Source organism: Acidovorax sp. GW821-FHT10A04 (assembly GCF_059415825.1).
Genome location: NZ_JBWKNZ010000013.1, coordinates 147457 through 171649 on the forward strand (window position 1 = coordinate 147457; position 24193 = coordinate 171649).

Annotated in this window: 20 protein-coding genes and 1 other RNA gene; 13 read left to right on the forward strand and 8 right to left on the reverse strand. The window is 69.3% G+C overall.

Features of this window, described 5'->3' with window-relative positions:
• Nucleotides 1–14: 14 nt before the first annotated feature.
• Nucleotides 15–1277 (reverse strand): transcription termination factor Rho, encoded by a 1263-nt coding sequence (gene rho / locus AC07PF_RS24650; protein WP_007847642.1) that lies wholly within the window; start codon nt 1275–1277, stop codon nt 15–17.
• A 261-nt stretch (nt 1278–1538) separates the two neighbouring features.
• A complete protein-coding gene (gene trxA, locus AC07PF_RS24655) occupies nt 1539–1871 on the reverse strand; it encodes a thioredoxin TrxA (protein ID WP_007847638.1) in 333 nt (110 codons plus the stop codon).
• A gap of 109 nt (nt 1872–1980) precedes the next feature.
• On the opposite strand from trxA, the gene AC07PF_RS24660 reads away from it, so the two are divergent.
• From AC07PF_RS24660 to AC07PF_RS24670, 3 genes are read left to right on the forward strand one after another with little or no spacing between them, the layout of a single operon-like run.
• Complete coding sequence (locus tag AC07PF_RS24660; RefSeq protein ID WP_494613610.1) at nt 1981–4527, forward strand: PD-(D/E)XK nuclease family protein; 2547 nt, start codon at nt 1981–1983, stop codon at nt 4525–4527.
• Nucleotides 4524–8036, forward strand: a complete 3513-nt coding sequence (locus AC07PF_RS24665) for a UvrD-helicase domain-containing protein (RefSeq protein ID WP_494613611.1) — start codon at nt 4524–4526, stop codon at nt 8034–8036. Before AC07PF_RS24660 ends, AC07PF_RS24665 begins: the two co-directional genes overlap by 4 nt.
• Before the next feature lie 38 nt (nt 8037–8074).
• Nucleotides 8075–9439, forward strand: coding sequence for a TIGR03862 family flavoprotein (locus tag AC07PF_RS24670; RefSeq protein ID WP_494613612.1), 1365 nt, complete (start codon nt 8075–8077; stop codon nt 9437–9439).
• A gap of 40 nt (nt 9440–9479) precedes the next feature.
• On the opposite strand, the gene AC07PF_RS24675 is transcribed toward AC07PF_RS24670, so the two are convergent.
• The 3 genes from AC07PF_RS24675 to AC07PF_RS24685 form a co-directional block, all read right to left on the reverse strand.
• Nucleotides 9480–10223: a hypothetical protein gene (locus AC07PF_RS24675; RefSeq protein WP_494613613.1), complete on the reverse strand. Its 744-nt coding sequence runs from the start codon at nt 10221–10223 to the stop codon at nt 9480–9482.
• A gap of 198 nt (nt 10224–10421) precedes the next feature.
• Nucleotides 10422–10518: signal recognition particle sRNA small type (gene ffs / locus AC07PF_RS24680), an RNA gene on the reverse strand.
• An 80-nt stretch (nt 10519–10598) separates the two neighbouring features.
• Entirely contained in the window at nt 10599–11012 is a 414-nt protein-coding gene (locus tag AC07PF_RS24685; protein WP_494613614.1) for a DUF4345 domain-containing protein, read from the reverse strand.
• Between the two features lie 70 nt (nt 11013–11082).
• On the opposite strand from AC07PF_RS24685, the gene AC07PF_RS24690 reads away from it, so the two are divergent.
• Nucleotides 11083–11682 (forward strand): TetR-like C-terminal domain-containing protein, encoded by a 600-nt coding sequence (locus AC07PF_RS24690; RefSeq protein WP_494613615.1) that lies wholly within the window; start codon nt 11083–11085, stop codon nt 11680–11682.
• Here the strand turns inward: AC07PF_RS24690 and AC07PF_RS24695 are convergent.
• Nucleotides 11669–13234, reverse strand: a complete 1566-nt coding sequence (locus AC07PF_RS24695) for a methyl-accepting chemotaxis protein (RefSeq protein WP_494613616.1) — start codon at nt 13232–13234, stop codon at nt 11669–11671. The two genes, AC07PF_RS24690 and AC07PF_RS24695, sit on opposite strands and share 14 nt — an antisense overlap.
• Before the next feature lie 229 nt (nt 13235–13463).
• Here AC07PF_RS24695 and dnaX point away from each other — a divergent pair, with 229 nt between their 5' ends.
• The 6 genes from dnaX to AC07PF_RS24725 all read left to right on the forward strand — a co-directional run bounded on the left by dnaX (nt 13464) and on the right by AC07PF_RS24725 (nt 18811).
• Complete coding sequence (gene dnaX / locus AC07PF_RS24700; RefSeq protein ID WP_494613617.1) at nt 13464–15542, forward strand: DNA polymerase III subunit gamma/tau; 2079 nt, start codon at nt 13464–13466, stop codon at nt 15540–15542.
• Between the two features lie 65 nt (nt 15543–15607).
• Entirely contained in the window at nt 15608–15940 is a 333-nt protein-coding gene (locus AC07PF_RS24705) for a YbaB/EbfC family nucleoid-associated protein (protein ID WP_007847962.1), read from the forward strand.
• 222 nt (nt 15941–16162) lie between these two features.
• Nucleotides 16163–16762 (forward strand): recombination mediator RecR, encoded by a 600-nt coding sequence (gene recR, locus AC07PF_RS24710; RefSeq protein ID WP_494613618.1) that lies wholly within the window; start codon nt 16163–16165, stop codon nt 16760–16762.
• 120 nt (nt 16763–16882) lie between these two features.
• Nucleotides 16883–17305: an MAPEG family protein gene (locus AC07PF_RS24715; RefSeq protein ID WP_494606126.1), complete on the forward strand. Its 423-nt coding sequence runs from the start codon at nt 16883–16885 to the stop codon at nt 17303–17305.
• Between the two features lie 154 nt (nt 17306–17459).
• Nucleotides 17460–18512: an ABC transporter substrate-binding protein gene (locus tag AC07PF_RS24720; RefSeq protein ID WP_494613619.1), complete on the forward strand. Its 1053-nt coding sequence runs from the start codon at nt 17460–17462 to the stop codon at nt 18510–18512.
• 146 nt (nt 18513–18658) lie between these two features.
• Nucleotides 18659–18811 carry a DUF3096 domain-containing protein gene (locus tag AC07PF_RS24725; RefSeq protein WP_145698004.1) on the forward strand — a complete coding sequence of 51 codons (153 nt, stop codon included), beginning with the start codon at nt 18659–18661 and terminating at the stop codon, nt 18809–18811.
• Between the two features lie 152 nt (nt 18812–18963).
• On the opposite strand, the gene AC07PF_RS24730 is transcribed toward AC07PF_RS24725, so the two are convergent.
• On the reverse strand, nt 18964–20544 hold the full coding sequence (locus AC07PF_RS24730) for a transglycosylase SLT domain-containing protein (protein WP_494613620.1): 1581 nt from the start codon (nt 20542–20544) through the stop codon (nt 18964–18966).
• Nucleotides 20541–21317, reverse strand: coding sequence for a hydroxyacylglutathione hydrolase (gene gloB / locus AC07PF_RS24735; protein ID WP_007847979.1), 777 nt, complete (start codon nt 21315–21317; stop codon nt 20541–20543). The genes AC07PF_RS24730 and gloB overlap by 4 nt, the downstream gene beginning before the upstream one ends.
• On the opposite strand from gloB, the gene AC07PF_RS24740 reads away from it, so the two are divergent.
• From AC07PF_RS24740 to AC07PF_RS24750, 3 genes are all read left to right on the forward strand, one after another.
• On the forward strand, nt 21316–22143 hold the full coding sequence (locus AC07PF_RS24740) for a class I SAM-dependent methyltransferase (protein ID WP_145698002.1): 828 nt from the start codon (nt 21316–21318) through the stop codon (nt 22141–22143). The two genes, gloB and AC07PF_RS24740, sit on opposite strands and share 2 nt — an antisense overlap.
• A gap of 46 nt (nt 22144–22189) precedes the next feature.
• Complete coding sequence (gene rnhA, locus AC07PF_RS24745; RefSeq protein ID WP_035201835.1) at nt 22190–22639, forward strand: ribonuclease HI; 450 nt, start codon at nt 22190–22192, stop codon at nt 22637–22639.
• 136 nt (nt 22640–22775) lie between these two features.
• Nucleotides 22776–24182, forward strand: a complete 1407-nt coding sequence (locus AC07PF_RS24750) for an efflux RND transporter periplasmic adaptor subunit (protein WP_494613622.1) — start codon at nt 22776–22778, stop codon at nt 24180–24182.
• Nucleotides 24183–24193 lie beyond the last annotated feature (11 nt).

Consider the following 24193-nt stretch of genomic DNA (forward strand, 5'->3'; position numbering starts at 1 on the left):
GTGCCAGGGAGTGCCTAGCCGCCGCGGCGCATCATGTCGAAGAAGTCGACGTTGGTTTTCGTCGCCTTCATGTTCTTGATCATGAGTTCCATGGACTCGATCTCGTCCATGTTGTACATGAACTGGCGCAGGATGCGGGTCTTCTGCAGGATCTCGGGCACCAGCAGCAGCTCTTCGCGGCGCGTGCCGCTCTTGTTGAGCTCGATGGCGGGGAACACGCGCTTTTCGTACAGGCGGCGGTTCAGGTGGATTTCGCAGTTGCCCGTGCCCTTGAATTCTTCAAAGATCACTTCGTCCATGCGGCTGCCGGTGTCGACCAGCGCGGTGGCGATGATGGTCAGCGAGCCACCTTCCTCGACCTTGCGGGCGGCGCCGAAGAAGCGCTTGGGGCGCTGCAGCGCAGCGGCGTCCACACCACCCGACAGCACCTTGCCGCTGGAGGGTACGACGTTGTTGTAGGCGCGGGCCAGGCGGGTGATGGAATCGAGCAGGATCACCACGTCCTTCTTGAGCTCGACCAGGCGCTTGGCGCGCTCGATCACCATCTCGGCCACGTGCACGTGGCGTGCGGCGGGCTCGTCGAAGGTGGAAGCGATGATCTCGCCCTTGACCGTGCGCTGCATTTCGGTCACTTCTTCAGGGCGCTCGTCCACCAGCAGCACCATCAGGTGCACGTCGGGGTTGTTGGCCGTGATGGCGTGGGCGATGTGCTGCATCATCACCGTCTTGCCGCTCTTGGGCGGGGCGACGATCAGCGCGCGCTGGCCGCGGCCGATGGGCGCGATGATGTCGATGATGCGGCCGGTGATGTTCTCTTCGCTCTTGACGTCGCGCTCCAGGCGCATCTGCTCCTTGGGGAACAGGGGCGTCAGGTTTTCGAACATCACCTTGTGCTTGTTCTGCTCTGGTGGGCCGTCGTTGACCTTGTCGAGCTTGGTCAGGGCAAAGTAGCGCTCGCCGTCTTTCGGAGTGCGCACTTCGCCTTCGATCATGTCGCCGGTGTGCAGGTTGAAGCGGCGCACCTGGCTGGGGGAGATGTAGATGTCGTCCGTGCTCGCGGTGAAGCTCGTGTCCGGGCTGCGCAGGAAGCCGAAACCGTCGGGCAGAATTTCCAGCACCCCATCCGCAAACACCTGCTCGCCCGCCTTGGCGCGCTTCTTGATGATGGCAAACATCAGCTCCTGTTTGCGCATCCGGCCCGTGTTTTCGATTTCGAGTTCTTCGGCTTGCTTCAGGACTTCAGACACGTGCAGTGCCTTGAGTTCGTTTAAGTGCATGGAATGACTCCTTGGCGGAGTAGGTAGGTGTCTCGGGGGAGGTGGGCTGTTCGCCGGTGGTCTGCTGATGGCAGTCACGGCGTGCCTGAGGATCTCTCGAACCGGCTGCCAATGCGTGCAAGCCGGTGATCTACTGGAATTATGACAGGAAAAAATCCGGGAAGGCCGGGCCGCTGCTTGCGGGCATGTGAAGAGATGCAAGCGGCGGTGAAGAACGGGGGCTGCGGCACCCCGGCCCGGGGAGCCGCAGCCAGCAAGGCCTCAGGCCAGTTGCTGGTCGACGAAGGCCGTCAACTGCTCCTTGCGCATGGAGCCGATCTTGGTGGCCGACAGCTGGCCGTCCTTGAAGAACATCAGCGTGGGAATGCCGCGGATGCCGAACTTGGCAGGCGTTTCGCGGTTCTCGTCGATGTTCAGCTTGGCGACCTGCAGCTTGCCTTCATAGGTCTTGGCCAGGTCGTCGAGGTGGGGGGCGATGTCCTTGCAGGGGCCGCACCATTCGGCCCAGTAGTCCACCAGCACGGGGGTGGTGGACTGCAGTACGTCGGCTTCAAAGCTGGCGTCGGTGAGGTGCTTGATGAGTTCGCTGGCCATGGCGTATTCCTTGTATCTGGGCGGGTTGGGACCGGGGTACGTATAAAGTTGGGTCATTGTGACAGAAACCAATCCCACGTTCACCGGTGTGGCCGGGCCCTCCGATGCTATGACTGTCATAGCTAAAACCGATCAGGCGGCCCCTTGTTGGGCCCGGGTGCTGGACGCCGTGTCGCGGCACCTCGCCGGGTGCGGTGCGCATGCGGCCCGCACCGTGGTGCTGGTGCCCTATGCGCAGCTCATGCCCTGGGGCCAGCGCCTGTGGGCGCGCCGGCAGCCGGACAGCTTCGTTCCGCGCTTCGAGACCACGCGCAACTGGGCCCACCAGTTGGCGGTCTTCGTGCCCGAGGGCCGCGACCTGGCCGGCGATGTGGCGCGCGATACGCTCACTGCGCGCACCCTGCTCGACCAGGCGGGCCTGTCGGCGCAGCGCGACGTGCTGGCCACGCCGCTGCAGCAGGCTGCGGCCCAACTGGCCCTGGCAGTGGCGGCCGTGCCGCCCGCGCAGCGCGATGCCTGGGGCGTGCAGGCGCGTGGCCTGCTGCCGGTGGCGGACGAGGGCAGCGCCCTGCGCTTCGAGGCCGTGGTGGCGCGCATTGCGCTCGAATGGGCACTGGCCTCGCGCTACGCCACCGACGTGCTGTTCGAGGCGGGCGTGCGCGCCGCCACCGACGCGCTGGTGGTGCTCGAAGGCTTCCAGGCCGAGCCCCTGGCCGCCGCGCTGCAGGCCCACTGGGGCGAGCGGGCCCTGGTGCTGCAGCTGTATGCCCCCGGCGAGGATGGGGGGGCGCAGGGGCAGGTCGCCCTGCATGCGGCCAGTGACGCCGAGGACGAGGCGCAGCGCGCCGCCGCCTGCGTGCTGGACCACCTGGCCGCAGGCCGCACACCCGTGGTGCTGGCCGCCACCGACCGGGCGCTGACCCGCCGCGTGCACGCCCACCTGGGCAGCAGCGGCGTGGACGTGCGCGATGAAAGCGGCTGGACGCTGTCGACCACGCGCGCGGCCGCACAGGTCATGGCCGCACTGAAGGCCTGCGCCTGGGATGCCGATGCCGACGCCGTGCTCGCCTGGCTCAAGCAGGTGCCCGCATGGCCGGCCGCCGCGCTCAACCCGCTGGAAAAAGCGCTGCGCCGGGCATCGCTCGCGCGCTGGGATGCGGTGGCCGCGCGCGACTGGAGCGCGCACCCGGCGCTGGCCGCCGGCGTGGCGCAGACCGAGGCCTGGCGTGCCGGCCTGCGCGCGGCGCGCCCGCTGGTGCAGTGGCTCGCGGCCCTGCGGGGGCTGCTCGAGGCCACGGGCCAGTGGGCCGTGCTCGAGGCCGACGAGGCCGGCGAGCGGGTGCTGGCCTTGCTGCGCCTGCCCGAAGGACTGCAGGCCGAGCTCGAAGCCTGGGAGGGCGTGGGCCGGCGCATGGCACTGGCCGAGTTCACGCGCTGGGCCGACGAGGTGCTGGAGGCTGCGCGTTTCGTGCCCCCGCCGCCGCCCGGCGCGCCGGTCGTGATCCTGCCGCTGCCGCAGCTGCTGGGGCGGACCTTTGCGGCGCTGGTGCTGCCGGGCTGCGACGAAAAGCGCCTGCAGCCTGCGCCCGAGCCGCCCGGTGAGTGGACGCAGGCCCAGCGCGAGGCCTGGGGCCTGCCCACCCGCGAATCGCTGGAGGCCGCACAGCGCCTGGCATGGCGCAGCGCGCTGCAGACCCCCGTGGTGGACGTGCTGTGGCGCACCGGCGACGAGGGGGGCGAGCCGCTGCTGGCCAGCGCCCTGGTGCTGGCGCTGCACCTCGATGGCACGGCGCATGCGGGCCAGGACCTGCGCCTTGCGCGCAGCGTGGCCGGCACGCCCACGGCCCGGCCGCTGCCCAGCGGCCAGGCCTTGCCGGTGCACAAGCTGTCCTCTACCGCGTATTCGGACCTGCGCCATTGCCCGTATCGCTTCTTCGCGCTGCGCCAGCTCGGCCTGCAAGAGGCGGAGGAGCTGGGCAGCGAGGTGGACAAGCGCGACTTCGGCAACTGGCTGCACGAGGTGCTGCAGCATTTCCACGAGGGCCTGCTCGATGCCCCGCTCGACGCCGGGCCTGCACGCCTGGGCCGGCTCGACGAGTCGGCCCAGGCGGTCACCGCGCGCCAGGGCCTCTCGGGCGGCGACTTCCTGCCCTTTGCCGCAGGCTGGCCCCAGGTGCGCGATGGCTACCTGCGCTGGCTGGCACGGCACGAGCAGCAGGGGGCGGTCTTTCGCCAGGCCGAATTGCGCACAACGCAGCCGCTGGGCGCGATGGAACTGGTGGGCACCATCGACCGCATCGACGCGGTGTCGGGTACCGGCGAAGTGACCACCCTGGTGATCGACTACAAGACCGAGACCGACTCCGTCACGCGCCAGCGCATCGGCGCCGGATCGGAGGACACGCAGCTGGCCTTCTATGCTGCGCTGCTGAGCCACGACACCCTGCGCGCCGCCTACGTGAACGTGGGCGAACGCGGCGAGACGCAGATGCACGAGCAGGAGGAGGTAGTGGCCCTGCGCGACCTGCTGGTCGAGGGCATACAGCACGACTTCGAGCGCATCGCCGCAGGCGACCCCATGCCCGCGCTGGGCGAAGGCATGGTCTGCGAATACTGTGCGGTGCGCGGCCTGTGCCGCAAGGACTTTTGGGCATGACGAATCCTGGAATGAAGGGCGCCGCCTACGAACACAACGGCCAGCCCATCTCGCGCGAGGGCTTCTATGCCATTGCCTGCGACCCGCAGCGCAGCGTGGCAGTCGAGGCCTGCGCGGGCGCGGGCAAGACCTGGATGCTGGTCTCGCGCATGCTGCGCGCGCTGCTCGACGGGGCCGCGCCGCACGAAATCCTGGCCATCACCTTCACCAAGAAGGCCGCCGGCGAAATGCGCCAGCGCCTGCAGGAATGGCTGGAGCAGTTTGCCGATGCGCCGCTGGACCGGCTCACGGGGGAGCTCGTGGCGCGTGGCATCCACCCCGAGCGGGCGCTGGAGCAGCGCGAGGCCCTGCGCGGCCTGTACCGCACGATGCTGGAGAGCGGCCGGCCGGTGCAGATCCGCACCTTCCACAGCTGGTTTGCCGCGCTGCTGGGCACGGCGCCGCTGGCGCTGCTGCAGGCCCGGGGCCTGCCAGCCAACTTCGACCTGTTGGAGGACGATGCCGAGGCCGTGCGCGAGGTCTGGCAGCCCTTTCTGCACGCGGTGGACAGCCACGCCGGCCTGCGCGCCGACTACGCCGCCGCCGTGTTCCGCCACGGCCGCTCGCAGACGCACAAGGCGCTCGCGGCGGCCCTGTCCAAGCGCGTGGAGTTCGACCTGGCCGACGAGGCCGGCGTGGTCGATGCCTCGGTGCCGCCGTTTTTCGAACACTGCCCCGAACTGGCCGGCCTCGCCAGCCCCGCCGAGGCGCTGCGGGGCGACCCCGTGCGCCGCCGCTGGCTCGACCGCGCCCAGGCCCTGGGCGCCGAGTCTGCCAAGACGCCGCAGAAGGCGGCCGATGCCATCGTCGACGCCTTCGCCTGCGACGACCTGGACCTGCGCCTGGACCTGCTGCGCAAGGCCCTGTTCGTGGCCAAGGAAGACCGGCTCTCCAAGAATCTCGAAAAGTTCGCCGCCGCGCAGGAGGCCGAGCCCGAGCTGCAGCGCCTGCTGCTGGCGCGCCTCCAGCACGATGCCTGGCAGCACCAGCAGCGCATGGCGCGGCTGGCGCGGTGCCTGGTCAGGGAGTTCGCCGCCGTCAAGAACGCGCACGGCTGGGTGGACATGAACGACGTGGAGCGCACGGCCCTGGTCATGCTGGCCGACCCGGTGCTCAGCGGCTGGGTGCAGGAGCGGCTCGATGCCCGCATCCGCCACCTGCTGGTCGACGAGTTCCAGGACACCAACCCGCTGCAGTGGCAGGCCCTGCACGCCTGGCTGTCGGGCTATGCGGGCTCGGGCGGCGGTGCCGGCGCGCCCAGCGTGTTCATCGTGGGCGACCCCAAGCAGAGCATCTACCGCTTTCGCCGGGCCGAGCCGCAGGTGTTCATCGCGGCGCAGGCCTTCGTGCGCAACGGCCTCTCGGGCGACCTGCTCAGTTGCGACCACACGCGCCGCAACGCCACCGGCGTGATCGCGGCCGTGAACGATGCCCTGGGAACGGCCCAGGCGCAGGGCGAGACCAGCGGCTTTCGCGAGCACACGACCGAATCGACCGACCCCGGCGAATTGCTGCGCCTGCCCGCGATCGGCCCGCTGGACGAAGAGGGACCGTCGGGCCGCAGTGGCCTGCTGGCCTGGCGCGACAGCCTGACCGAGCCGCGCCACGAGGCCGAGGAAACCCAGCGCATGCGCGAATGCGAGCAGGCCGCGCGCTGGGTGGCCCGGCAGATCGCGCAGGGCGTGCCACCCAAGGAGGTGCTGGTGCTGGCACGCAAGCGCGACCGCCTGGCCTCCATGCAGGACGCACTGCGTGCCCTGCACCTGCCCTGCGTGCAGCCCGAGAAGGCCGACCTGTTCGATGCACCCGAAGTGCAGGACATCGTGGCCCTGCTCGATGTCCTGGTCTCCACCGGGCACGACCTGTCGCTCGCGCGCGCGCTCCGCTCGCCGCTGTTCGGCCTGGGTGACGATGCCCTGGTGGCCCTGGCGCTGCTGCGCCGCCAGCCCGAGCACGCCAGCCTGAACTGGTTCGAACTGCTGCAGCGGCCAGAACTCATGGAGGGCACGCCAGCTGCCGCGGCCGGCCCCGTGCTTGCGCTGTACAAGGCCTGGGTAGATGCATTGCCGCCGCACGATGCGCTGCACGCCATCTATGCAGAGGGCGACGTGCTGGCGCGCTTTGCGGCGGCGGCGCCGGCCACCCAGCGCGCGGCGGTGCAGGCCAATCTGCGCGCCTTGCTGGCGGCGGCGCTGCAGCACGATGGCGGGCGCTACCTCACGCCCTATGCCTTCGTGCGTGCCATGAAGAAGGGCGGGGTGCGGGCGCCCGGTCGCGTGGATGCGCAGGCCATCCGCCTGCTCACCGTGCATGGCGCCAAGGGGCTGGAGGCCGAGTGCGTGCTGCTGCTCGACACCGACACCCGCCCGCAGAAGGCCGAGACCATGGGCGTGCTGGTGGACTGGCCCGGTGAGCAGGCGGTGCCCACAGGCTTCGTCTTCCTGGCCAGCGAATCGAGCCCGCCACCCAGCGCGGTCGATGCCCTGGCCGTGGAGCAGCAGGCGCGCCAGCGCGAGGAGCTCAACATGCTCTACGTGGCGATGACGCGGGCCAAGCACTGCCTGGCCCTGTCGTCCGTGCAGCCCACGAGCTCGGCGCCCGGCAGCTGGTGGAACCGCCTGGCGACGCTGGTGCAGGAGGCCGTGGTGCCCGGCGACGACGGCGCCGGGGGCCTGGTGGTGGAGGCCGACGCGCCAGAGGTCTTCGCCGTGGCCGGGTTGCCTGTGCTGCCCCCGGAGCTGGGCCAGGGTCGCAAGGGCGAGTCGGGTGCGGGCCTGGTCGAAGGGTTCGGGGGCTCGAACCGCCCCGACGGCCCGGCCGAGCGGCAGGCGCGCGAGTCCACGCCCGAATCCCGCCTGGGCGAGGCCATGCACCAGTTGCTGGAGCAGGCCGGCGTCGCGGGCATGGCGCTGGCCCAGCTGCGCAGCCACGGCTGGCAGCCCGCGCGCCTGGCCCGCCTGGCGCAGGACCACGAGATCACCGCCGCGGCCGCCGCGCGCGCCGCGCAACTCGCCCAGCGCATCCTGGCGGGCGAGGGCGCCTGGGCCTGGGATCCGGCCGAGATGGACAGTGCCATGAACGAGGCGCCCCTGAACCACCAGGGGCAGAGCCTGCGGCTCGACCGCCTGGTGCATCGGCCGATGGCGGGCCACGGTACCGGCCCTGCGCCGGGCTGGTGGGTGCTCGACTACAAGAGCGCCGCCCAGCCCGAGCGCCAGCCTGGGCTGATGGCCCAGCTGCAGCGCTACCGCGAGGCGGTGCGCGCGCTGATGCCCGGCGAGCCGGTGCATGCAGCCTTCCTGACCGGCGACGGGCGCATGGTCGTGGTGTCTGCGGATGCCGGTGCGGCGGGTGGGGGCGGCACCTTGGGGCATACTCTCGCCCCCGCAGCACCTGCACCGCCGGTGGCCGCCAAACCCCGCCGGGCGCCGCCCGCGGTGGATGATTCCCCCCAGGGTTCGTTGTTCTGACCCCTGCCGTTGTTCCGATTTCCGAAAGCCCCACCACCATGAATGCAAGCACCTCCACCGCCCAGGACGCGGCCGCCCCGGGCCTGGCCTGTGATGTCGCCATCGTGGGCGGCGGCCCGGCCGGCCTGATGGCCGCCGAGGTGCTCGCGCAGGCAGGCGTGGCCGTGCATGTGTTCGATGCCATGCCCTCGGTGGGCCGCAAGTTCCTGCTGGCCGGCAAGGGCGGGCTCAACCTCACGCACTCCGAGCCGCACGAGGCCTTTGCCACCCGCTTTGCCGGCCGCGAAAAGCAGGTCGAGCCGCTGATCACCGCCTTTGGCGGGCCCGCCGTCCGCGCATGGGCCCAGGGCCTGGGTGTGGAGACCTTCGTCGGCACCTCGGGCCGGGTCTTCCCGGCCGACATGAAGGCGGCGCCGCTGCTGCGCGCCTGGCTGCAGCGCCTGCGCAGCCAGGGCGTGCAGTTCCACATGCGCCACCGCTGGCTGGGCTGGGCCGATGCCGGCCAGGGCGGTGCGTTGCGCTTTGCCACGCCCGCTGGCGAGGTGGCCGTGGGCGCGCGCGCCACGCTGCTGGCCCTCGGCGGCGGCAGCTGGGCGCGCCTGGGCTCCGACGGCGCCTGGGTGCCGCTGCTGGAGGCGCGCGGCGTGGCCGTGGCGCCGCTGCGCCCGGCCAACAGCGGCTTCGACGTGGTGCGCGCCGATGCGCCCGCGGGCGAGACGCGGCGCGATTTCCTGCGCGAGCTGATCGGCCGCACGCCTGCGCCCGCCGTGGGCTGGACCCCGCATTTCACCGAGCGCTTTGGCGGCCAGCCGTTCAAGACGGTGGCCATCGGCTTTATCGACATCCAGGGGCGCAGCTTTCACCGCCGCGGCGAGTTCGTGGCCACCGCCACGGGCGTAGAGGGCAGCCTGGTCTACGCCGTCTCGCAGCTGCTGCGCGACGAGATCGAGGCCCATGGCCACGCCACCTTCCACCTCGACCTGCTGCCTGACCACACGCCCGAGCGCGTGCTGGTGGAAGTGCGCCACCCGCGCGGCTCGCGCTCGCTGTCCAGCCACTTGAAGAGCCGCCTGGGCCTGGACGGCATCAAGGCCGGCATCCTCTACGAGCACCTGGGCAAGGACGGCATGGCCGACCCCGTGGCCCTGGCCCATGCCATCAAGGCCCTGCCCGTGACGGTGGTGGCGGCGCGGCCGCTGGACGAAGCCATCAGCACGGCCGGTGGCGTCACCTTCGAGGCGCTGGACGCCCACCTCATGGCCACGGCCGCGCCAGGTGTGTTCTGCGCGGGCGAGATGCTCGATTGGGAAGCCCCGACCGGCGGCTACCTGCTCACCGCGAGCATGGCCAGCGGCAAGGTGGCGGGCGAGGGCGTGCTGCGCTGGCTGGGTCAGGCCCGCTAGGGGCTTGGTGGCCCCCCCAAACAGTGGCAACAGGCCCTGCTCAGAACCTGGAGCGGTAATACAGCATCGGGCCGCCCTTGCGGGCCCGCAGCACCAGGCGCGAGCCGCTCTGCAATTGCACCCCTACGGCACCGAACTCGGGTGTCAGGCCCCCGGTTTTCGCGGTGGCCCATTGCACTTCCAGGCGCGTGCCGTACGAGGGCTGCTGGGCCTGCCGGATCAGGCCCAGGGCATCGGGGGCCTGCGCTCCCTGTGGCGTGCGCGCCCAGGCAGAGATATCGAGCTGCCGCCCGCTTTCCAGCCGGGACCTCCAGCGCACGCCCAGGTCCAGGCTGGCGGGGGCGGCGGCTTCCGCAGCCAGCGGCATGGCGCCCGCTGCGGGCGCGCTCAGGCCCAGGGACAGGCCGAAGCGGGTCGGCGAATCCGGCGTGAGCCAGCGCGTAATGTCCATGTACTGGGTGCTGGGGGTGTTGCCGCCCGCGCCGCCCGCGAGGGCGGGGTTGCGTGCGGTGTAGTCGCCCAGGTCGGGCAACACGGCACTGTTGACCTCATACGCCGAAGACAGCCGTGCAGACTCTTCCTGCCAGCCGGCCATGGCCTCGTCGCCGAAAGAGGAGGTATCGGCTGCTGCCGCCAGCCCTGTGCCGAACAGCACCAGTCCCGCGCTGCACACAGGCCTGATCCAGGCCGATACAGCACGGCCCGTTGCCGCGGCCGAGTCATCGAAAAACGCCGTTGTGCTCTGGCGGACACTGGACACTTGCACGGTCATGGCGGTGGACATGGCAGCACCCGAAAAGGGGGTTAAGCGATGTCACAAAGTGTGCGCCTGTGTCGTGTTGCCGGAAAGTGCCGACCGCCGCAAAACTGTGTCGGACAGCACCGACACGGGCAAAAAAACAGCTGGAATGGGGTGGGGCAATGGTGCTGCGCGTGGCGCCTGCACATCCATGCGCTACGCGCGTCGCGGCAGCAGAAAGAAGTTGACGAGCCTTACCCCCGGCACTGACTCCACAGTTAGGGCTGCTTGGTTCCCCACCTGACCCGGTTGGCCGCTTTGCCATGCGGGGAGGCCCGTCGCTGGCTATTGTAGCGGGTGCGCACAAGGCCGCCGGCTTCGAGGGCCTGTTTATCCCTGCTGAAGGGACTTTTTTATGCCTCACGCGGGGCAAGGCGCTGTAGCAGGCGCGCACGCCGCCACCCGCCGCTGCCAGGCAATGAAGGCGGGGGCTCCCACCAACTCCAGCAGCGTGAAGCCGATGAACGGCACGGGCGGCAGGCCCAGCCAGGCCATCGACAGCGCCCGGCCCACGCCGCCCAGGAACACGGCGCCCCAGAGCACCGCGAACATGCGCCCCTCGCGCTCGATCTGTGGCACCAGCGACAGCATGGCCAGCCCGAGCGCGAGCCAGACACCCCCGAAAAATCGCAGGTTGCCGTCGAGCAGGGCATCGCGCGGCAGGCCGCTCGCGCGGTACAGCGGATCGTCGATTCCCATCATGGTCAGCACGCCGGTGACCACCGGGATGAGTGCCATCACGGCGGTGGCGGCTTGCAGCAGGCGTCGGGTCATGGATTTATCTTTACAGCGTCAAGATGGATGCATTGTCGATACCGATCTTGACTGTGTCAAGATTACCGCCATGACCGATATGCAAGCCTCCCGCGCGCCCTACCACCATGGCGATCTGCGTGCCGCCCTGCTGGCCGCCGCAGAGTCTTTGCTGGCCACGGGTGCCACGCTCAGCCTGCGCTCGGTGGCCAAGGCGGCGGGCGTGTCACACGCTGCCCCCTACCACCACTTCGCCAACCTGGAGGCCTTGCTGGCGGCGGTGGCTGCGCGGGGTTTTGACGACCTGGCGGCGGCCATGCGGGGGGCACAGCAGGGCGGCGACACGGCGGCCACCCTGGTCGGGCACTGCACCGCGTACGTGGCCTTTGCGCTGGCGCGCCCAGCCGTGTTCCGGCTCATGTTCAGCCCCTTGTTGCAGCGCAAGGCCGAGCACCCGGCCCTGCAGGCGGCGGCGGATGGCTCGTTCCAGGTGTTGCTGCAGGCGGCCCGGGCCCATGTGCCCGAGGGGGGCGATGCACTGGCCCTGGCGGGCTGGAGCCTGGCCCATGGCCTGGCCAGCCTGGCGATCGACGGGGCCCTGTCCACCGCGCCCGTGGCTGTGCCATCGGCGCACGAACTGGCTGCCGTGCTGGCGGCGCGGCTGTTGAAGGGCGGTTTCAGCCCAGCCTGAACACGCTGACCAATTGTTCCAGCTTGGCCGCCTGCACGTTCAGCGATTCGGCGGCCGAGGCCGCTTCCTCGACCAAGGCGGCGTTCTGCTGCGTGACCTGGTCCATGTTGGAGATGGCCACGTTCACCTGGTCGATGCCCGACGACTGCTCCTGGCTCGCGGAGGCGATCTCGCTGATGATCTGCGTGACCTGCTGCACGCTCTTCACCACCTCGGTCATGGTGCTGCCGGCTTCGTCGACCAGGCGCGTGCTTTCACCCACCTTGTTGACCGAGGCGTCGATCAGCTGCTTGATCTCCTTGGCCGCTTCGGCGCTGCGCTGGGCCAGGCCGCGCACTTCGCTGGCCACCACCGCAAAGCCACGGCCTTGCTCGCCCGCGCGCGCCGCTTCCACGGCGGCGTTGAGCGCCAGGATGTTGGTCTGGAAGGCGATGCCATCGATCACGCCGATGATGTCCACGATCTTCTTCGACGAGGTGTTCACCTCGCCCATGGTGCTCACCACCTGGTTGACCACGGTGCCGCCGCGCACCGCCACCTGGGAGGCCGTGTTCGCCAGCTGGCTGGCGTGGCGTGCGTTGTCGGCGTTCTGGCGCACGGTGCTGGTCAGCTCCTCCATGGACGCTGCCGTCTGCTGCAATGCGCTGGCCTGCTGTTCGGTGCGCGCCGAGAGGTCGTTGTTGCCCGCCGCGATCTCGGTCGATGCCGTTGCGATGGACTGCGTGCCCGAGCGCACTTCGCTCACGATGTTGGCGATGCTGGTGCGCATGGCCTGCATGCCATACAGCAGGCTGGACTGGTCGCCGGGCTTCAAGGCGATGTCCATCGACAGGTCGCCCTGCGCCATCTGCTCGGTGATGCGGGCCGCATAGTCGGGCTCGCCGCCCAGCTGGCGCAGGATGCCGCGCGAGATCAGCATGCTCACCCCCAGCAGCACGCCGGCCAGCACCAGCGCGCCCAGGCCGAACTTGACGATGCGCTCGTTGACGGTCGAATTCACCGTGTCCACGTACACGCCCGAGCCCACCACCCAGCCCCAGGGGGCAAAGCCCTTGACGTAGGAGGCCTTGAGCACCGGATCGGTGCTGCCGGGCTTGGGCCACAGGTAGAGCACGAAGCCCGCCTCGCGGGCCTTGACCACGTTCACGAACTCCACGAACAGGCGCATGCCCGTGGGGTCCTTGTTGTCCGAGAGGTCCTTGCCATCGAGCTCGGGGCGGATCGGGTGCATCACCATCACCGGCTGCATGTCGTTGATCCAGAAATACTCGTTGCCGCTGTAGCGCATGGCGCGCAGGCTGTCCTTGGCCATCTGCTGGGCCTGTGCCTCGGGCATCTTGCCGGCCTTGGCCTGCGCGTGGAAGTGGACGATCAGGCTGTGCGCCGATTCGACGTTCTGGCGCACGCTGCTCTTGCGCTCTTCCATGATGAGGCTGCGCTCCGAGCCGAGCAGGATCGCGGTGATGACCGCGATGCCGGCGAGCGCGCAGGCGATCAGCAGGCCCATGCGCCTGGCGATCCCCATGGGCCGCCGCTGGGAGGTATCCACCATATACAGCCACCTTCCGTCGTGCGTTGGTGGCAGGCTGCATGCGGGCATGCCTGCCACAGAGCGTGAATACGTTCCTGGCCCATGCTAGGCAGGGTGTTGCAGGATGTACAGAGGAACTGCCCGCAGTGTTTTCCCGGGTTGCCAGCGGCGGCTTTTGGGAGGTGAAAGCGGGTGCACGTGGCGGCGAGCGCTGCGCAGGGGCATCCGCAGACCCCCTTAGAATCAGGCCATGTCCTATCTCGTGCTCGCCCGCAAGTACCGCCCCCGCAATTTCACCGAAATGGTGGGGCAGGAGCACGTCGTGCAGGCGCTCACCAATGCGCTCACCCAGCAGCGCCTGCACCATGCCTACCTGTTCACGGGGACGCGGGGCGTGGGCAAGACCACGGTCTCGCGCATCCTGGCCAAGTCGCTCAACTGCCAGGGGCCCGACGGCACGGGCGGCATCACCGCCACGCCCTGCGGCGTGTGCCAGGCCTGCACCGATATCGACAGCGGCCGCTTCGTCGACTACACCGAGCTCGATGCCGCCTCCAACCGCGGCGTGGACGAGGTGCAGAGCCTGCTCGAGCAGGCGGTGTACAAGCCGGTGCAGGGGCGCTTCAAGGTCTTCATGATCGACGAAGTGCACATGCTCACCAACACGGCCTTCAACGCCATGCTCAAGACGCTGGAGGAGCCGCCCGAGTACCTGAAGTTCGTGCTCGCCACGACCGACCCGCAGAAGGTGCCGGTCACGGTGCTCAGCCGCTGCCTGCAGTTCAACCTGCGCCCCATGGCACCCGAGACGGTGCTCGGCCACCTGACCCAGGTGCTCGCGGCCGAAAACGTGCCTGCCGAGCCCCAGGCGCTGCGCCTGCTCTCGCGCGCGGCGCGCGGCTCCATGCGCGACGCCCTTTCGCTCACCGACCAGGCGATCGCCTTTGGCAGCGGCCAACTGCAGGAAGCCGGCGTGCGCCAGATGCTGGGGGCCGTGGACCGCTCCTATGTATTCCGCCTCATCGAGGCCCTGGCCCTGGGCGATGGCAAGACGGTGGTGGAAACCGCCGATGCGCTGCGCATGAACGGCCTGTCGGCCGCCTCCACGCTGGAGGAGATGAGCGCCGTGCTGCAGCGCATGGCCGTGTTCCAGGCCGTGCCGCAGATGGTGGGCGCGGTGGATGCCGACGACCCCGAGGCCGCCGAGACCGCACGCCTGTCGGCCGCCATGCCTGCCGACGAGACCCAGCTGCTGTACAGCCTGTGCCTGCACGGCCGCGGCGAGCTCGGCCTGGCGCCCGATGAATACGCGGCCCTGACCATGGTGCTGCTGCGCCTGCTGGCCTTCAAGCCCGCCGCCACGGACGGATCGGCAGAAAAAAAAACTCTGACGCGGCCTGAGCCGCCGGCCGTCACCGCCCCGGCGCCTGCCGCCGCGCGGGCTCCTGTTGCTTCTGCTGTTGCTTCGCCCGCGCCCGTCGTGGCCGTGGCGGCTCCTGTCGCTGCTGCCCCGGTGGTGGCGCCCCTGGCCCCGCCCGCCGCCGAGGTGGCCGCAGTGCCGGCACCGGTTGCCGCGGCGCAGTCCCCGGTGCCTGTGGCCGCGACGGCTCCTTCTTCTCCGGTGCCTGCCCCGGCCCCCGTGGCCGCTGCTGCACCCCAGGCCATGGCCCTGCCGGTGCGCACGCTCGATGATTTCGACCGGCAGCACGGTGGTGGTGGCGACGGTGACGAGGACGGGCGCGCAGGCGAGGCTGCAGACCCCCTGGATTCTTTTTCTTCCGCCGCATCATCCCCTCCATCCGCTGCGGCTGTGGCCGAGCGCCCGGCTGCCGATGTGATGTCCATCCCCGTGCGCAGCATGTCCGCCGAGCCTGGCGCACGCCTGCAGCCCACGGCGCATTCGCCTTCTGCGGCATCGCTGCCCGCTTCGGCCCGCTATACGCCGACCGAAGAGGGCGAGGTCTGGTACACCACCGTGCAGTCCCTGGTGGCCGCCGAAGCGATCACCGCCCTGGTGCGCGAACTGGCTCTGCAATCGCAGCTGGTGGCGCGCGACGGGGCCCACTGGCTGCTGCGCGTGGAGCGCGAGTCGCTCAACCAGCCGACGGCGCGCGAGCGCCTGCGCAGCGCGCTGGAGGCTGCCGGCCACGCCACCCAGATCACCGTCGAGGTGGGCGTGGTGATCGACAGCCCCGCCCGCCGCAACGCCGCCGCTGCCGCCGAGCGCCAGCGCGTGGCCGAAGAGATCGTGATGAATGACCCCTATGTGCAGACGCTGCTGCGCGACCATGGCGCGAAAATCGTGCCGGGCAGCATCAAGCCTGCGTGAGGCGCCTTCACCGGTACCGATAGATAGACAGACAGACAACAACCTCCAACCCAAGGACCACCACCATGTTCAACAAAGGACAACTCGCCGGCCTGATGAAGCAAGCCCAGGCCATGCAGGACAACCTGAAGAAGGCCCAGGACGAACTGGCCTTCATCGAAGTGGAAGGCGAATCCGGCGCCGGCCTCGTCAAGGTGCTCATGACCTGCAAGCACGACGTCAAGCGCATCACCATCGACCCCAGCCTGCTGGCCGAGGACAAGGACATGCTCGAAGACCTGGTGGCTGCTGCGTTCAACGCGGCGGTGCGCAAGGCGGAGGAGACTTCCAGCGAGAAGATGGGCAAGCTGACAGCCGGGATGCCAGGCCTCCCCGGCGGCATGAAACTTCCCTTTTGAGGGCTGGCTACCGAGCGGCCTTCATGCGTCGTTGGGCGGTGCTCGCAATCCTCACGTACAGGAAGTACGTTCCGGTTGCTGCGCTCCGTCCGCCTAGCCTGAAGACCGCTCGCTACGCCCTGGAGGGCGGGCTGTGAAGGCGGGGGCGGCGCTTCGTTCGCTTTGCTCACTGGCGCCTGGCAGAGTTCGTTTTTTTCAGGCACTTGCTGCTTACACTGGCCTATGGCTTCTTCTTCGTCCACCAACTCTCTTGACGTTCTGATCCAGGCGCTGCGGCGGCTGCCGGGGGTGGGGGTGAAGTCGGCTTCGCGCATGGCGTTCCATCTGTTGCAGCATGACCGCGAGGGGGCGCAGGCCTTGTCGCGGGCGCTGCAGGATGCTGCGGAATCGGTGCACCACTGCAGCCGCTGCCATACCTTCACCGAGGCCGAGGTGTGCAGCACCTGCCTGGACCCGGAGCGCGATGCCACGCGGCTGTGCGTGGTGGAGACGCCGGCGGACCAGTCGGCGCTGGAGCGCACCGGGGCCTTCAAGGGGTTGTATTTCGTGCTGATGGGGCGGCTCAGCCCGCTCGACGGCATCGGCCCCAAGGAGATCGGCCTGCACAAGCTCATGGACCGGGCCAGCAACGGCACGGTGCAGGAGGTGATCCTGGCGACCAATTTCAATGCCGAGGGCGAGGCGACGGCGCATGTGATCAGCGAAGCGCTCAAGGCCCGGGGCCTGCATGTCACGCGGCTGGCGCGCGGCGTGCCGGTGGGCAGCGAACTCGAGTACGTGGACCTGGGCACCATCGCCCATGCGCTGGTGGACCGGCGCTGATCGGCGGCGGCAGTGCAGCCCCAGCCTCCGGGGCCGCTTAGAATCGCTCCCCCACTACTACTATCAATTCAATAGCTTGCCAGTCAGGACTGGCAGGCAATACCAAGAAAGTCAATTCCAATGAACTCCCTGCACATGGCGCGCTTCACGGCGGCCTACTGGTGTGTGCTGGTGGCTGCATTGCTGCCCATGGTGTGCTCCTACATGGCCAAGAGCGGTGGGCTGGGCAAGTCCCGCAAGGAGGGCGGTTTCGACAACCGCGACCCGCGCGGCTGGCTGGCCCGGCAGACGGGCTGGCAGGCACGCGCCAATGCGGCGCAGACCAACAGTTTCGAGGCGCTGCCGTTCTTCATCGGTGCCGTGGTCATTGCGCACCAGCTCGGCGCCGGCCAGACGCTGCTGGACCTGGCGGCCCTGCTGTGGGTGTTCCTGCGCATTTTCTACATCATGATGTATGTGTCGGACATGCCGACCGTGCGCAGTGCGCTGTGGTCGGGCGCCTTCCTGGTGAACGTTGGCATCCTGTTTCTCGGATACCGCTGATCGGCAGGACGCGGGCCCTTGTGGGCCCCGGTTTTCGGCCCTTGCCACTGTCACCTACGTATTAGTCCTCAGGGGTAGTCCCTGATGCCCGATGGGGCATGCTGAGGCACGATTGTTGCAGTGCAACAATGGGCGCTCCGCCTTTCTTTTTTCCATGCCACCACCCCTGCTCAGCCGTCGCGCATTTGGCGCCGTATCCGCCCTCTCGGCGGCTGCGGTGTTTGCGCCTGCCGTGCTGTCGCAGCAGGCGGCCGCCCCGGGCCTGGGCCGCGTCACCGTGGCCGTGGGCGGGCAAAGCGTGCTCTACCACCTGCCGCTGGCGCTGGCCGACCTGCTCGGCTACTTCGAGAGCGAGGGGCTGCAGGTCGTGGTGTCCGACTTCGCCGGGGGTGCCATGGCGCTGCAGGCGGTGCTCACCGGCGTGGCCGACGTGGGGTCGGGGGCCTATGAGTACACCATCCGCCAGCAGGCGCGTGGCAACCACCTGCGCGCCATGGCCGTGCATGGCCGTGCGCCGCAGATCGCCATGGGGGTGTCGCGCAAGGCGCTGCCGCGCTATGGCGAAATCGGTGATCTGGCGGGGCGGCGCATCGGCGTCTCGGCCCTGGGTTCGTCCACGCACCTCATGGCCATCCACCTGCTGGCGCGCGCCGGCGTGCGCGAGCGCGACGTGGGCTTCATCGGCGTGGGCTCGGGTGCGCCGGCCGTCGCGGCCTTGCGCACGGGCCAGGTGCATGCCCTGTGCCATGCCGACCCCATCATGACGCTGCTCGAGCAGAAGATGGACATGACCATTGTCGGCGACATGCGCACCCTGAAGGGGTCGCACGAGATGTTCGGTGGCAACATGCCGGCGGGTTGCCTGTATGCACCGCAGGCCTTCGTGCAACGGCAGGCCGCCCAGGTGCAGGCGCTGACCAATGCCATCGTGCATGCGCTCAAATGGCTGCAGACGGCGGCACCGGCCGACCTGATAAAGGTGGTGCCGCCCCACTACCTGCTGGGCGACCGCGGGCTCTACCTGGCCGCGTTCAGCCGTGTGCGCGAGACCTTCTCGCCCAACGGCCTGATGCCCGACGACGGGCCCGCCACCGCGCTGCGCGTGCTGGGCCGCACCGGCCCGGAAGTGGCCGACGTGAAGGTGGACCTGGCGCGCACCTTCAGCAATGAGTGGGTGCGCAAGGCACGCCTGAAATACAACGTCTGAACCAGCGCAGCGCCCTGGACGGGCGGGGGACACCATTGTCCGAAAAATGCGCTTTCGGGTCGGGAAGATGGCTTACATTGGCCAGCGCTCCGGATGCGTAACCTCCGGATACCGATTACCACCCAGCCAACAAGGACTGCTCCACCATGTCATTCACCCTCAGCATCGGCCCGCTCGTCTCCCTGATCGCGGGCATCCTCATCCTCGTCATGCCGCGCCTGCTCAGCACCATCGTGGCGATCTACCTCATCGTCATGGGTGTACTGGGACTGATGGGCATGCATTCGTTGAAGTTGTAAGTGCGGAGCGACTGAGAAAACTCCCCTGGCGTCGTTGCCTCGTCTTGCCGTACTTTCAGTACTGTCTGCGACGAGGTGCCTAGCCAGGAAAGTCTTTCAGCCGCTCTTGAGGACAGGGTCTGTCTGCTTGTTGTGCGGCAGACCCGTGGGGTTCAGCGTTTCTTCACTTTAGACGGCGTGCCGCCGCGCTTGGCGGGGGCGGACGGCGGGGCCTTGGCCGCGCTTTGCTTGTTGCCGCGGGCCTGCACCACGTTGCGCACGTTCGATGAACGCACCTGGGTGGCGGCCGCGGCCACGGCGGCGCGCACCGGCAGGTAGACCACGACCTGCTGGCCCAGCTTGAAGGCGGCGCCGGCCTTCACGTCGTTCCAGTCGGCCACGCTGCTGGCGCTCAGGTTGTAGCGCTTGGCCACGCTGGCCACGGTTTCACCCTTGCGGGCGCGCACCGTGGTGCGGCGCGTGACGATCTCGGGGGCAAAGGCCAGCTGGCCGTTGTCGGCCAGGTGCGAGGACACGTCCTCGCGCGTGGTCACGGAGCGCGGCACCATCAGCGCCGAGCCGGCCTTGATCAGCATGCGCGGGGGGATGTTGTTCATGGCGCGCAGATCGGCCTCGCTCATGCCGGCGCGCTGGGCGGCGTCGGCCACCGTCATCGTGGTGGGCACGGACCACACGGTCCAGCTCGCGTACTGGCCTTCGCGGCGCGCTTCCAGGTTGCGCTGGAACACCTTGGCGTTGTCCCAGGGCAGCAGGATCTGCGGCGTGCCGGCCGCCAGGATCACGGGGCGCTTGTACGAGGGGTTCAGCGCGCGGAAATCGTCCTCGCGGATGCCCGAGAGGCTGGCCACCAGGGCCACGTCGATGTCGTGGGTGATGTCCACCGTCTGGAAGTAGGGGTGGTTCTCGATCAGCGGCAGCTCGGCCTTGAAGGCGTCGGGGTTGGCCACGATGTTCTTCACCGCCTGCAGCTTGGGCACGTACAGCCGGGTTTCGGCCGGCATGTTCAGGTCCGTGTAGCTGGTGCCCAGGCCCGCCTTCTGGTTGCGCGCAATGGCGCGGCCCACGCTGCCTTCGCCCCAGTTGTAGGCAGCCAGGGCCAGGTGCCAGTCGCCGAACATGCCGTGGAGCTTCTGCAGGTAATCGAGGGCCGCGCGGGTCGATGCCAGCACGTCGCGCCGGTCGTCGCGGAAGGCGTTCTGCTTGAGATCGAAATAGCTGCCCGTGGCCGGCATGAACTGCCACATGCCGGCCGCCTTGGCGCTCGACACGGCCTGCGGGTTGAACGCGCTCTCGATGTAGGGCAACAGCGCCAGCTCGGTCGGCATGCCGCGGCGCTCCAGCTCCTCTACGATGTGGAACAGGTACTTGCTCGAGCGCTCCGTCATGCGCTGGATGTAGTCGGGCCGCGTGGCATACCACTGCTCGCGGTCCTGCACCAGCTCGTGCTGCAGGTCGGGCATGGCGAAGCCGCGGCGTATGCGGTCCCACAGGTCGGCCGGGGCCGACAGCGAGGCCACGCCGCCGTTGTTGAAGGCGTTCACCGCCATGATGGGCTGCAGCGGTCCATTCGGGATGAACGGCGTGTGCGCGGGGCGTGCCGGGGTGTTGCTGGTGGGAGTGGGGGTGCCATCCGGCGTGCCGGCCGCCGTGTTGTTGGCGGTGTTGGTTCCGGTGGTGGCGCAGCCAGTCAGCCAGAGCATGCCCGCCAGGCATGCGATGTGCACAATTTTCATCGAAACTCGTTTTTCCATTGGCGCAGGGCAGCCAGCACTGCCACCGCGTCGTGTTGATCGGTCTGCTGGTGGAACCGCTGTGCCGCCTGGCGCACCTCGGACTCGCGCACGCGCAGGAAGGGGTTCACCGCGCGCTCCTGCGCAATGGTCGATGGCAGCGTGGGTACGTTGCGCGCCCGCTGCTCCTCGCACCAGCCGAGGTAGTGGACCAGATCCTGGTTGCCGGGTTCCACTGCCCGCGCGAATTTAAGGTTCGAGAGTGTGTATTCGTGCGCACAGCACACCCGCGTGTGGCCTGGCAGGGCGGCCAACTGGTCGAGCGAGCCGAGCATCTGGGCCGGCGTGCCCTCGAACAGGCGCCCGCAGCCGGCCGAAAACAGCGTATCGCCGCAGAACAGCACGGGCGCACCCCCGATGTCCGCGCAGTAGAAGGCGATGTGCCCGGCCGTATGGCCCGGCACGTCCAGCACCGTGAAGTGCAGGCCGGCCACGTCCACCGTGTCCCCGGCGGACAGGCGCACCAGGGGTTCGGGGATCTTCTCGCGTGCCGGGCCGTACACGGTGGCGCCCGTGGCCTCGCGCAGCACGTCCACCCCACCCACATGGTCGTTGTGGTGGTGCGTGACTAGAATGGCCTGCAATCGCAGTCCCTGGTCGTGCAAAGCCTTCTGTACCGGTGCGGGATCTCCCGGGTCCACGACAATGGCCTGGCGCGTGTCGTGCAGCATCCAGATGTAGTTGTCGGCAAAGGCGGGCAGCGGTAGCAGGTTCATGAGCGATCAAATTATAGGTTTGCACCATTGGTTCGATTCCCCGCCCGGCCGTTACCTGCTGGCCTGGGAGCAGGCGCGGCTGGATGAGGCGGTGGCCGACCTCTTCGGCTACCACGCCGTGCAGCTGGGCATGCCGCTGCTGGACGGCCTGCGTGCCAACCGCATGCCCAACCAGTGGCTGGTGCTGGGCCAGGAGGCGGCGGACGGCGAGGGCCTGCCGACGGACGCCGGCCTGCGCGCGGATGGTACTCCCCGCCAGGGCATTGCGCTGCTGGCCGAGCCGGTGGCCCTGCCGTTCGCGGAGGGCAGCCTCGACCTGGTGGTGCTGCCCCATACGCTGGAGCTGAGCATCGACCCCCACGCCGCGCTGCGCGAGGTGGCGCGCGTGCTGGTGCCCGAAGGGCGCGTGGTGATCAGCGGCCTCAATCCCATGAGCCTGTGGGGCCTGCGCCAGCGGCGTGCGCGGCTGTATGGCCGGCTGGGCCGCAGCACGCTGTACCTGCCCGACGTGGGCGAGTTCATTGGCTACCGCCGCCTGCGCGACTGGCTGCGATTGTTGAGCTTCGAGGTCGAATCCGCGCGGTTTGGCTGTTATTGTCCGGCGGTGCGCAGCAGCCAGTGGATAGAGCGCTTTGGCTGGCTGGACCCGCTGGGCGAGAAATGGTGGCCGATCTTCGGGGCCGGTTACTTCCTGGTGGCCGTCAAGCGCGTGCATGGCATGCGCCTGCTGGAGCCCGGCTGGCGCACCGCCCGCCAGCGCAACGCGGCCACCGTGCCCGTGGCGCACCGCACACCCTCGCCACCGGGCGCCACCCATCGGCGCTGATGGCGATGGACATGAAAGAAGAGAAGAAAGAGAACAGGAATCCAATTTGAACGAGGTCGTGATTTACACCGATGGCGCCTGCAAGGGCAACCCTGGCCCTGGCGGCTGGGGCGTGCTGCTGCGCGCAGGCACGTCGGAGAAGGAGTTGTTCGGCGGCGAGCTGGGCACCACCAACAACCGCATGGAACTGCTGGCCGTGATCGAGGCGCTGGCTGCCCTGAAGCGCCCCTGCGCCGTCACCCTGTACCTGGACAGCGAGTACGTGCGCAAGGGCATCACCGAGTGGATCCACGGCTGGAAGGCCCGTGGCTGGCGCACCGCCTCCAAGGCCCCGGTGAAGAACGTGGAGCTGTGGCAGCGCCTGGATGCGCTGGTCGCCAGCGGCGGGCACCGCATCGACTGGCGCTGGGTCAAGGGCCACTCGGGCGATCCCGGCAACGAGCGCGCCGACCAACTGGCCAACAAGGGCGTGGACAAGGCGCTGGGCCGGATCTGAAGCGCAAGGGGCGTGGATCTGTCTCCAATGCCCCACCCCGGTATCGCCGGAGGCTGCGGTTTTGGACACACACTGATACATTGATGGATTGTCCGCATCCGTGCGGCTCCACCGATTTCATTGCTGCTGCTGATCCATGGCGTCCAAAACCCGTTACATCGTTGTTGCTGTCGTCGGCATTGCTGCCGCATCGGGGGCCGCATGGTGGCTTCAGCGACCCGCTGCGCCGCCCAAGACGGACGCTGCATCCGCGCCCGCAGGGGGCAACTCCCCCTCGGCCGGTGCGCGGGGCCCGGGCGGGCAGGGTGGTGCAGGCCGGGTGGTGGCCGTAGAGGCCGTGCCCGTGCGCCAGATGGCGCTGCGCGACGATGCCGAGGCCGTGGGCAGCCTGCGCTCGCGCCGCAGCGTGGTGCTGCGCCCCGAAGTCAGCGGGCGCATCACGGCACTCAATTTCACCGATGGCCAGCGCGTGCGCCAGGGCCAGGTGCTGGTGCAGTTCGACGACCAGTTGCCCCGCGCCCAGGTGCAGCAGAGCCAGGCCGAACTGTCCATCGCCCAGGCCAACCACAAGCGCAACCAGGAGCTGGTGGCCCAGGGCTTCATCAGCCAGCGCTCGGTCGACGAGAGCGCGGCCAACCTCGAAGTGGCCCAGGCCAAGCTCGCGCTGGCGCAGGCCACCGCCTCGCGGCTGCGCATCCTGGCGCCGTTCGATGGCATTGCCGGCATCCGCGGCGTGAACGTGGGCGACTACCTCAAGGACGGTGCCGACATCGTCAACGTGGAAGACCTGGACGTGGTGTACGTAGACTTTCGCCTGCCCGAGCGCCTGCAGGCCAAGGTGCGCACCGGCCAGACGGCGCGCGTGGCCTTCGATGCGCTGCCCGGCGTGCGCTACGCCGCCGTCATCCAGGCCATCAACCCGCAGATCGATGCCGATGGCCGCGCGGTCGCCGTGCGCGGCTGCATCGACAACCGCCGCCTGCAGCTGCGCCCCGGCATGTTCGCGCGCGTGACCACGGTGTTCTCCGAGCGTGCCAACGCCCGCGTGGTGCCCGAGGAGGCCATCGTGCCCGAGGGCAACAATGCCTTCGTCTACAAGGTGATCGAGGGCAAGGAGCCCGGCACCCGCGTGAGCCAGCGCACCGCCGTGAAGCTGGGCGCACGTGCCCCCGGCCTGGTGGAGGTGGTGGACGGCCTGGCCGCCGATGACCTGGTCGTCACCGCCGGCCAGCAGCGCATCCAGCGCGACGGCACCGCCGTGCGCGTGGTGGTGCTGGGCCAGCCGGAGGCGGCTGGCAAGGCCAAGGGCGCTGGCGGGCCTGCGCGCGCGGCCTCGGGCGCTGCTTCGGGCACAGCCACCGCGGCCGATGTACCCGCCTCTGCCGCACCGGCTCCCGTGCCGGCCCCGGCGGCCCCTGCTGCGCCCGCCGCACCTGCGGTGGCCGTGCTGGCCGAGCCGCCGCCCGGCCCCAACCCCTGCCAGGTGGCGGGCACCGCCCCTGGCCGCCAGGCCCCTGCCGCAGCGCCACGCCAGCCCGGCTGAGCGAGCCGGCG

What these genes read in the sequence shown, in the direction of transcription:
- AC07PF_RS24730 (WP_494613620.1), bottom strand. Translation starts at nt 20,544, where the DNA reads ATGAAAATTGTGCACATCGCATGCCTGGCGGGCATGCTCTGGCTGACT.
- AC07PF_RS24715 (WP_494606126.1), top strand. Translation starts at nt 16,883, where the DNA reads ATGAACTCCCTGCACATGGCGCGCTTCACGGCGGCCTACTGGTGTGTG.
- trxA (WP_007847638.1), bottom strand. Translation starts at nt 1,871, where the DNA reads ATGGCCAGCGAACTCATCAAGCACCTCACCGACGCCAGCTTTGAAGCC.
- AC07PF_RS24665 (WP_494613611.1), top strand. Translation starts at nt 4,524, where the DNA reads ATGACGAATCCTGGAATGAAGGGCGCCGCCTACGAACACAACGGCCAG.
- AC07PF_RS24670 (WP_494613612.1), top strand. Translation starts at nt 8,075, where the DNA reads ATGAATGCAAGCACCTCCACCGCCCAGGACGCGGCCGCCCCGGGCCTG.
- AC07PF_RS24740 (WP_145698002.1), top strand. Translation starts at nt 21,316, where the DNA reads ATGAGCGATCAAATTATAGGTTTGCACCATTGGTTCGATTCCCCGCCC.
- AC07PF_RS24675 (WP_494613613.1), bottom strand. Translation starts at nt 10,223, where the DNA reads ATGTCCACCGCCATGACCGTGCAAGTGTCCAGTGTCCGCCAGAGCACA.
- AC07PF_RS24750 (WP_494613622.1), top strand. Translation starts at nt 22,776, where the DNA reads ATGGCGTCCAAAACCCGTTACATCGTTGTTGCTGTCGTCGGCATTGCT.
- AC07PF_RS24685 (WP_494613614.1), bottom strand. Translation starts at nt 11,012, where the DNA reads ATGACCCGACGCCTGCTGCAAGCCGCCACCGCCGTGATGGCACTCATC.
- AC07PF_RS24690 (WP_494613615.1), top strand. Translation starts at nt 11,083, where the DNA reads ATGACCGATATGCAAGCCTCCCGCGCGCCCTACCACCATGGCGATCTG.
- AC07PF_RS24725 (WP_145698004.1), top strand. Translation starts at nt 18,659, where the DNA reads ATGTCATTCACCCTCAGCATCGGCCCGCTCGTCTCCCTGATCGCGGGC.
- gloB (WP_007847979.1), bottom strand. Translation starts at nt 21,317, where the DNA reads ATGAACCTGCTACCGCTGCCCGCCTTTGCCGACAACTACATCTGGATG.
- AC07PF_RS24705 (WP_007847962.1), top strand. Translation starts at nt 15,608, where the DNA reads ATGTTCAACAAAGGACAACTCGCCGGCCTGATGAAGCAAGCCCAGGCC.
- AC07PF_RS24695 (WP_494613616.1), bottom strand. Translation starts at nt 13,234, where the DNA reads ATGGTGGATACCTCCCAGCGGCGGCCCATGGGGATCGCCAGGCGCATG.
- AC07PF_RS24660 (WP_494613610.1), top strand. Translation starts at nt 1,981, where the DNA reads ATGACTGTCATAGCTAAAACCGATCAGGCGGCCCCTTGTTGGGCCCGG.
- dnaX (WP_494613617.1), top strand. Translation starts at nt 13,464, where the DNA reads ATGTCCTATCTCGTGCTCGCCCGCAAGTACCGCCCCCGCAATTTCACC.
- recR (WP_494613618.1), top strand. Translation starts at nt 16,163, where the DNA reads ATGGCTTCTTCTTCGTCCACCAACTCTCTTGACGTTCTGATCCAGGCG.
- rho (WP_007847642.1), bottom strand. Translation starts at nt 1,277, where the DNA reads ATGCACTTAAACGAACTCAAGGCACTGCACGTGTCTGAAGTCCTGAAG.
- AC07PF_RS24720 (WP_494613619.1), top strand. Translation starts at nt 17,460, where the DNA reads ATGCCACCACCCCTGCTCAGCCGTCGCGCATTTGGCGCCGTATCCGCC.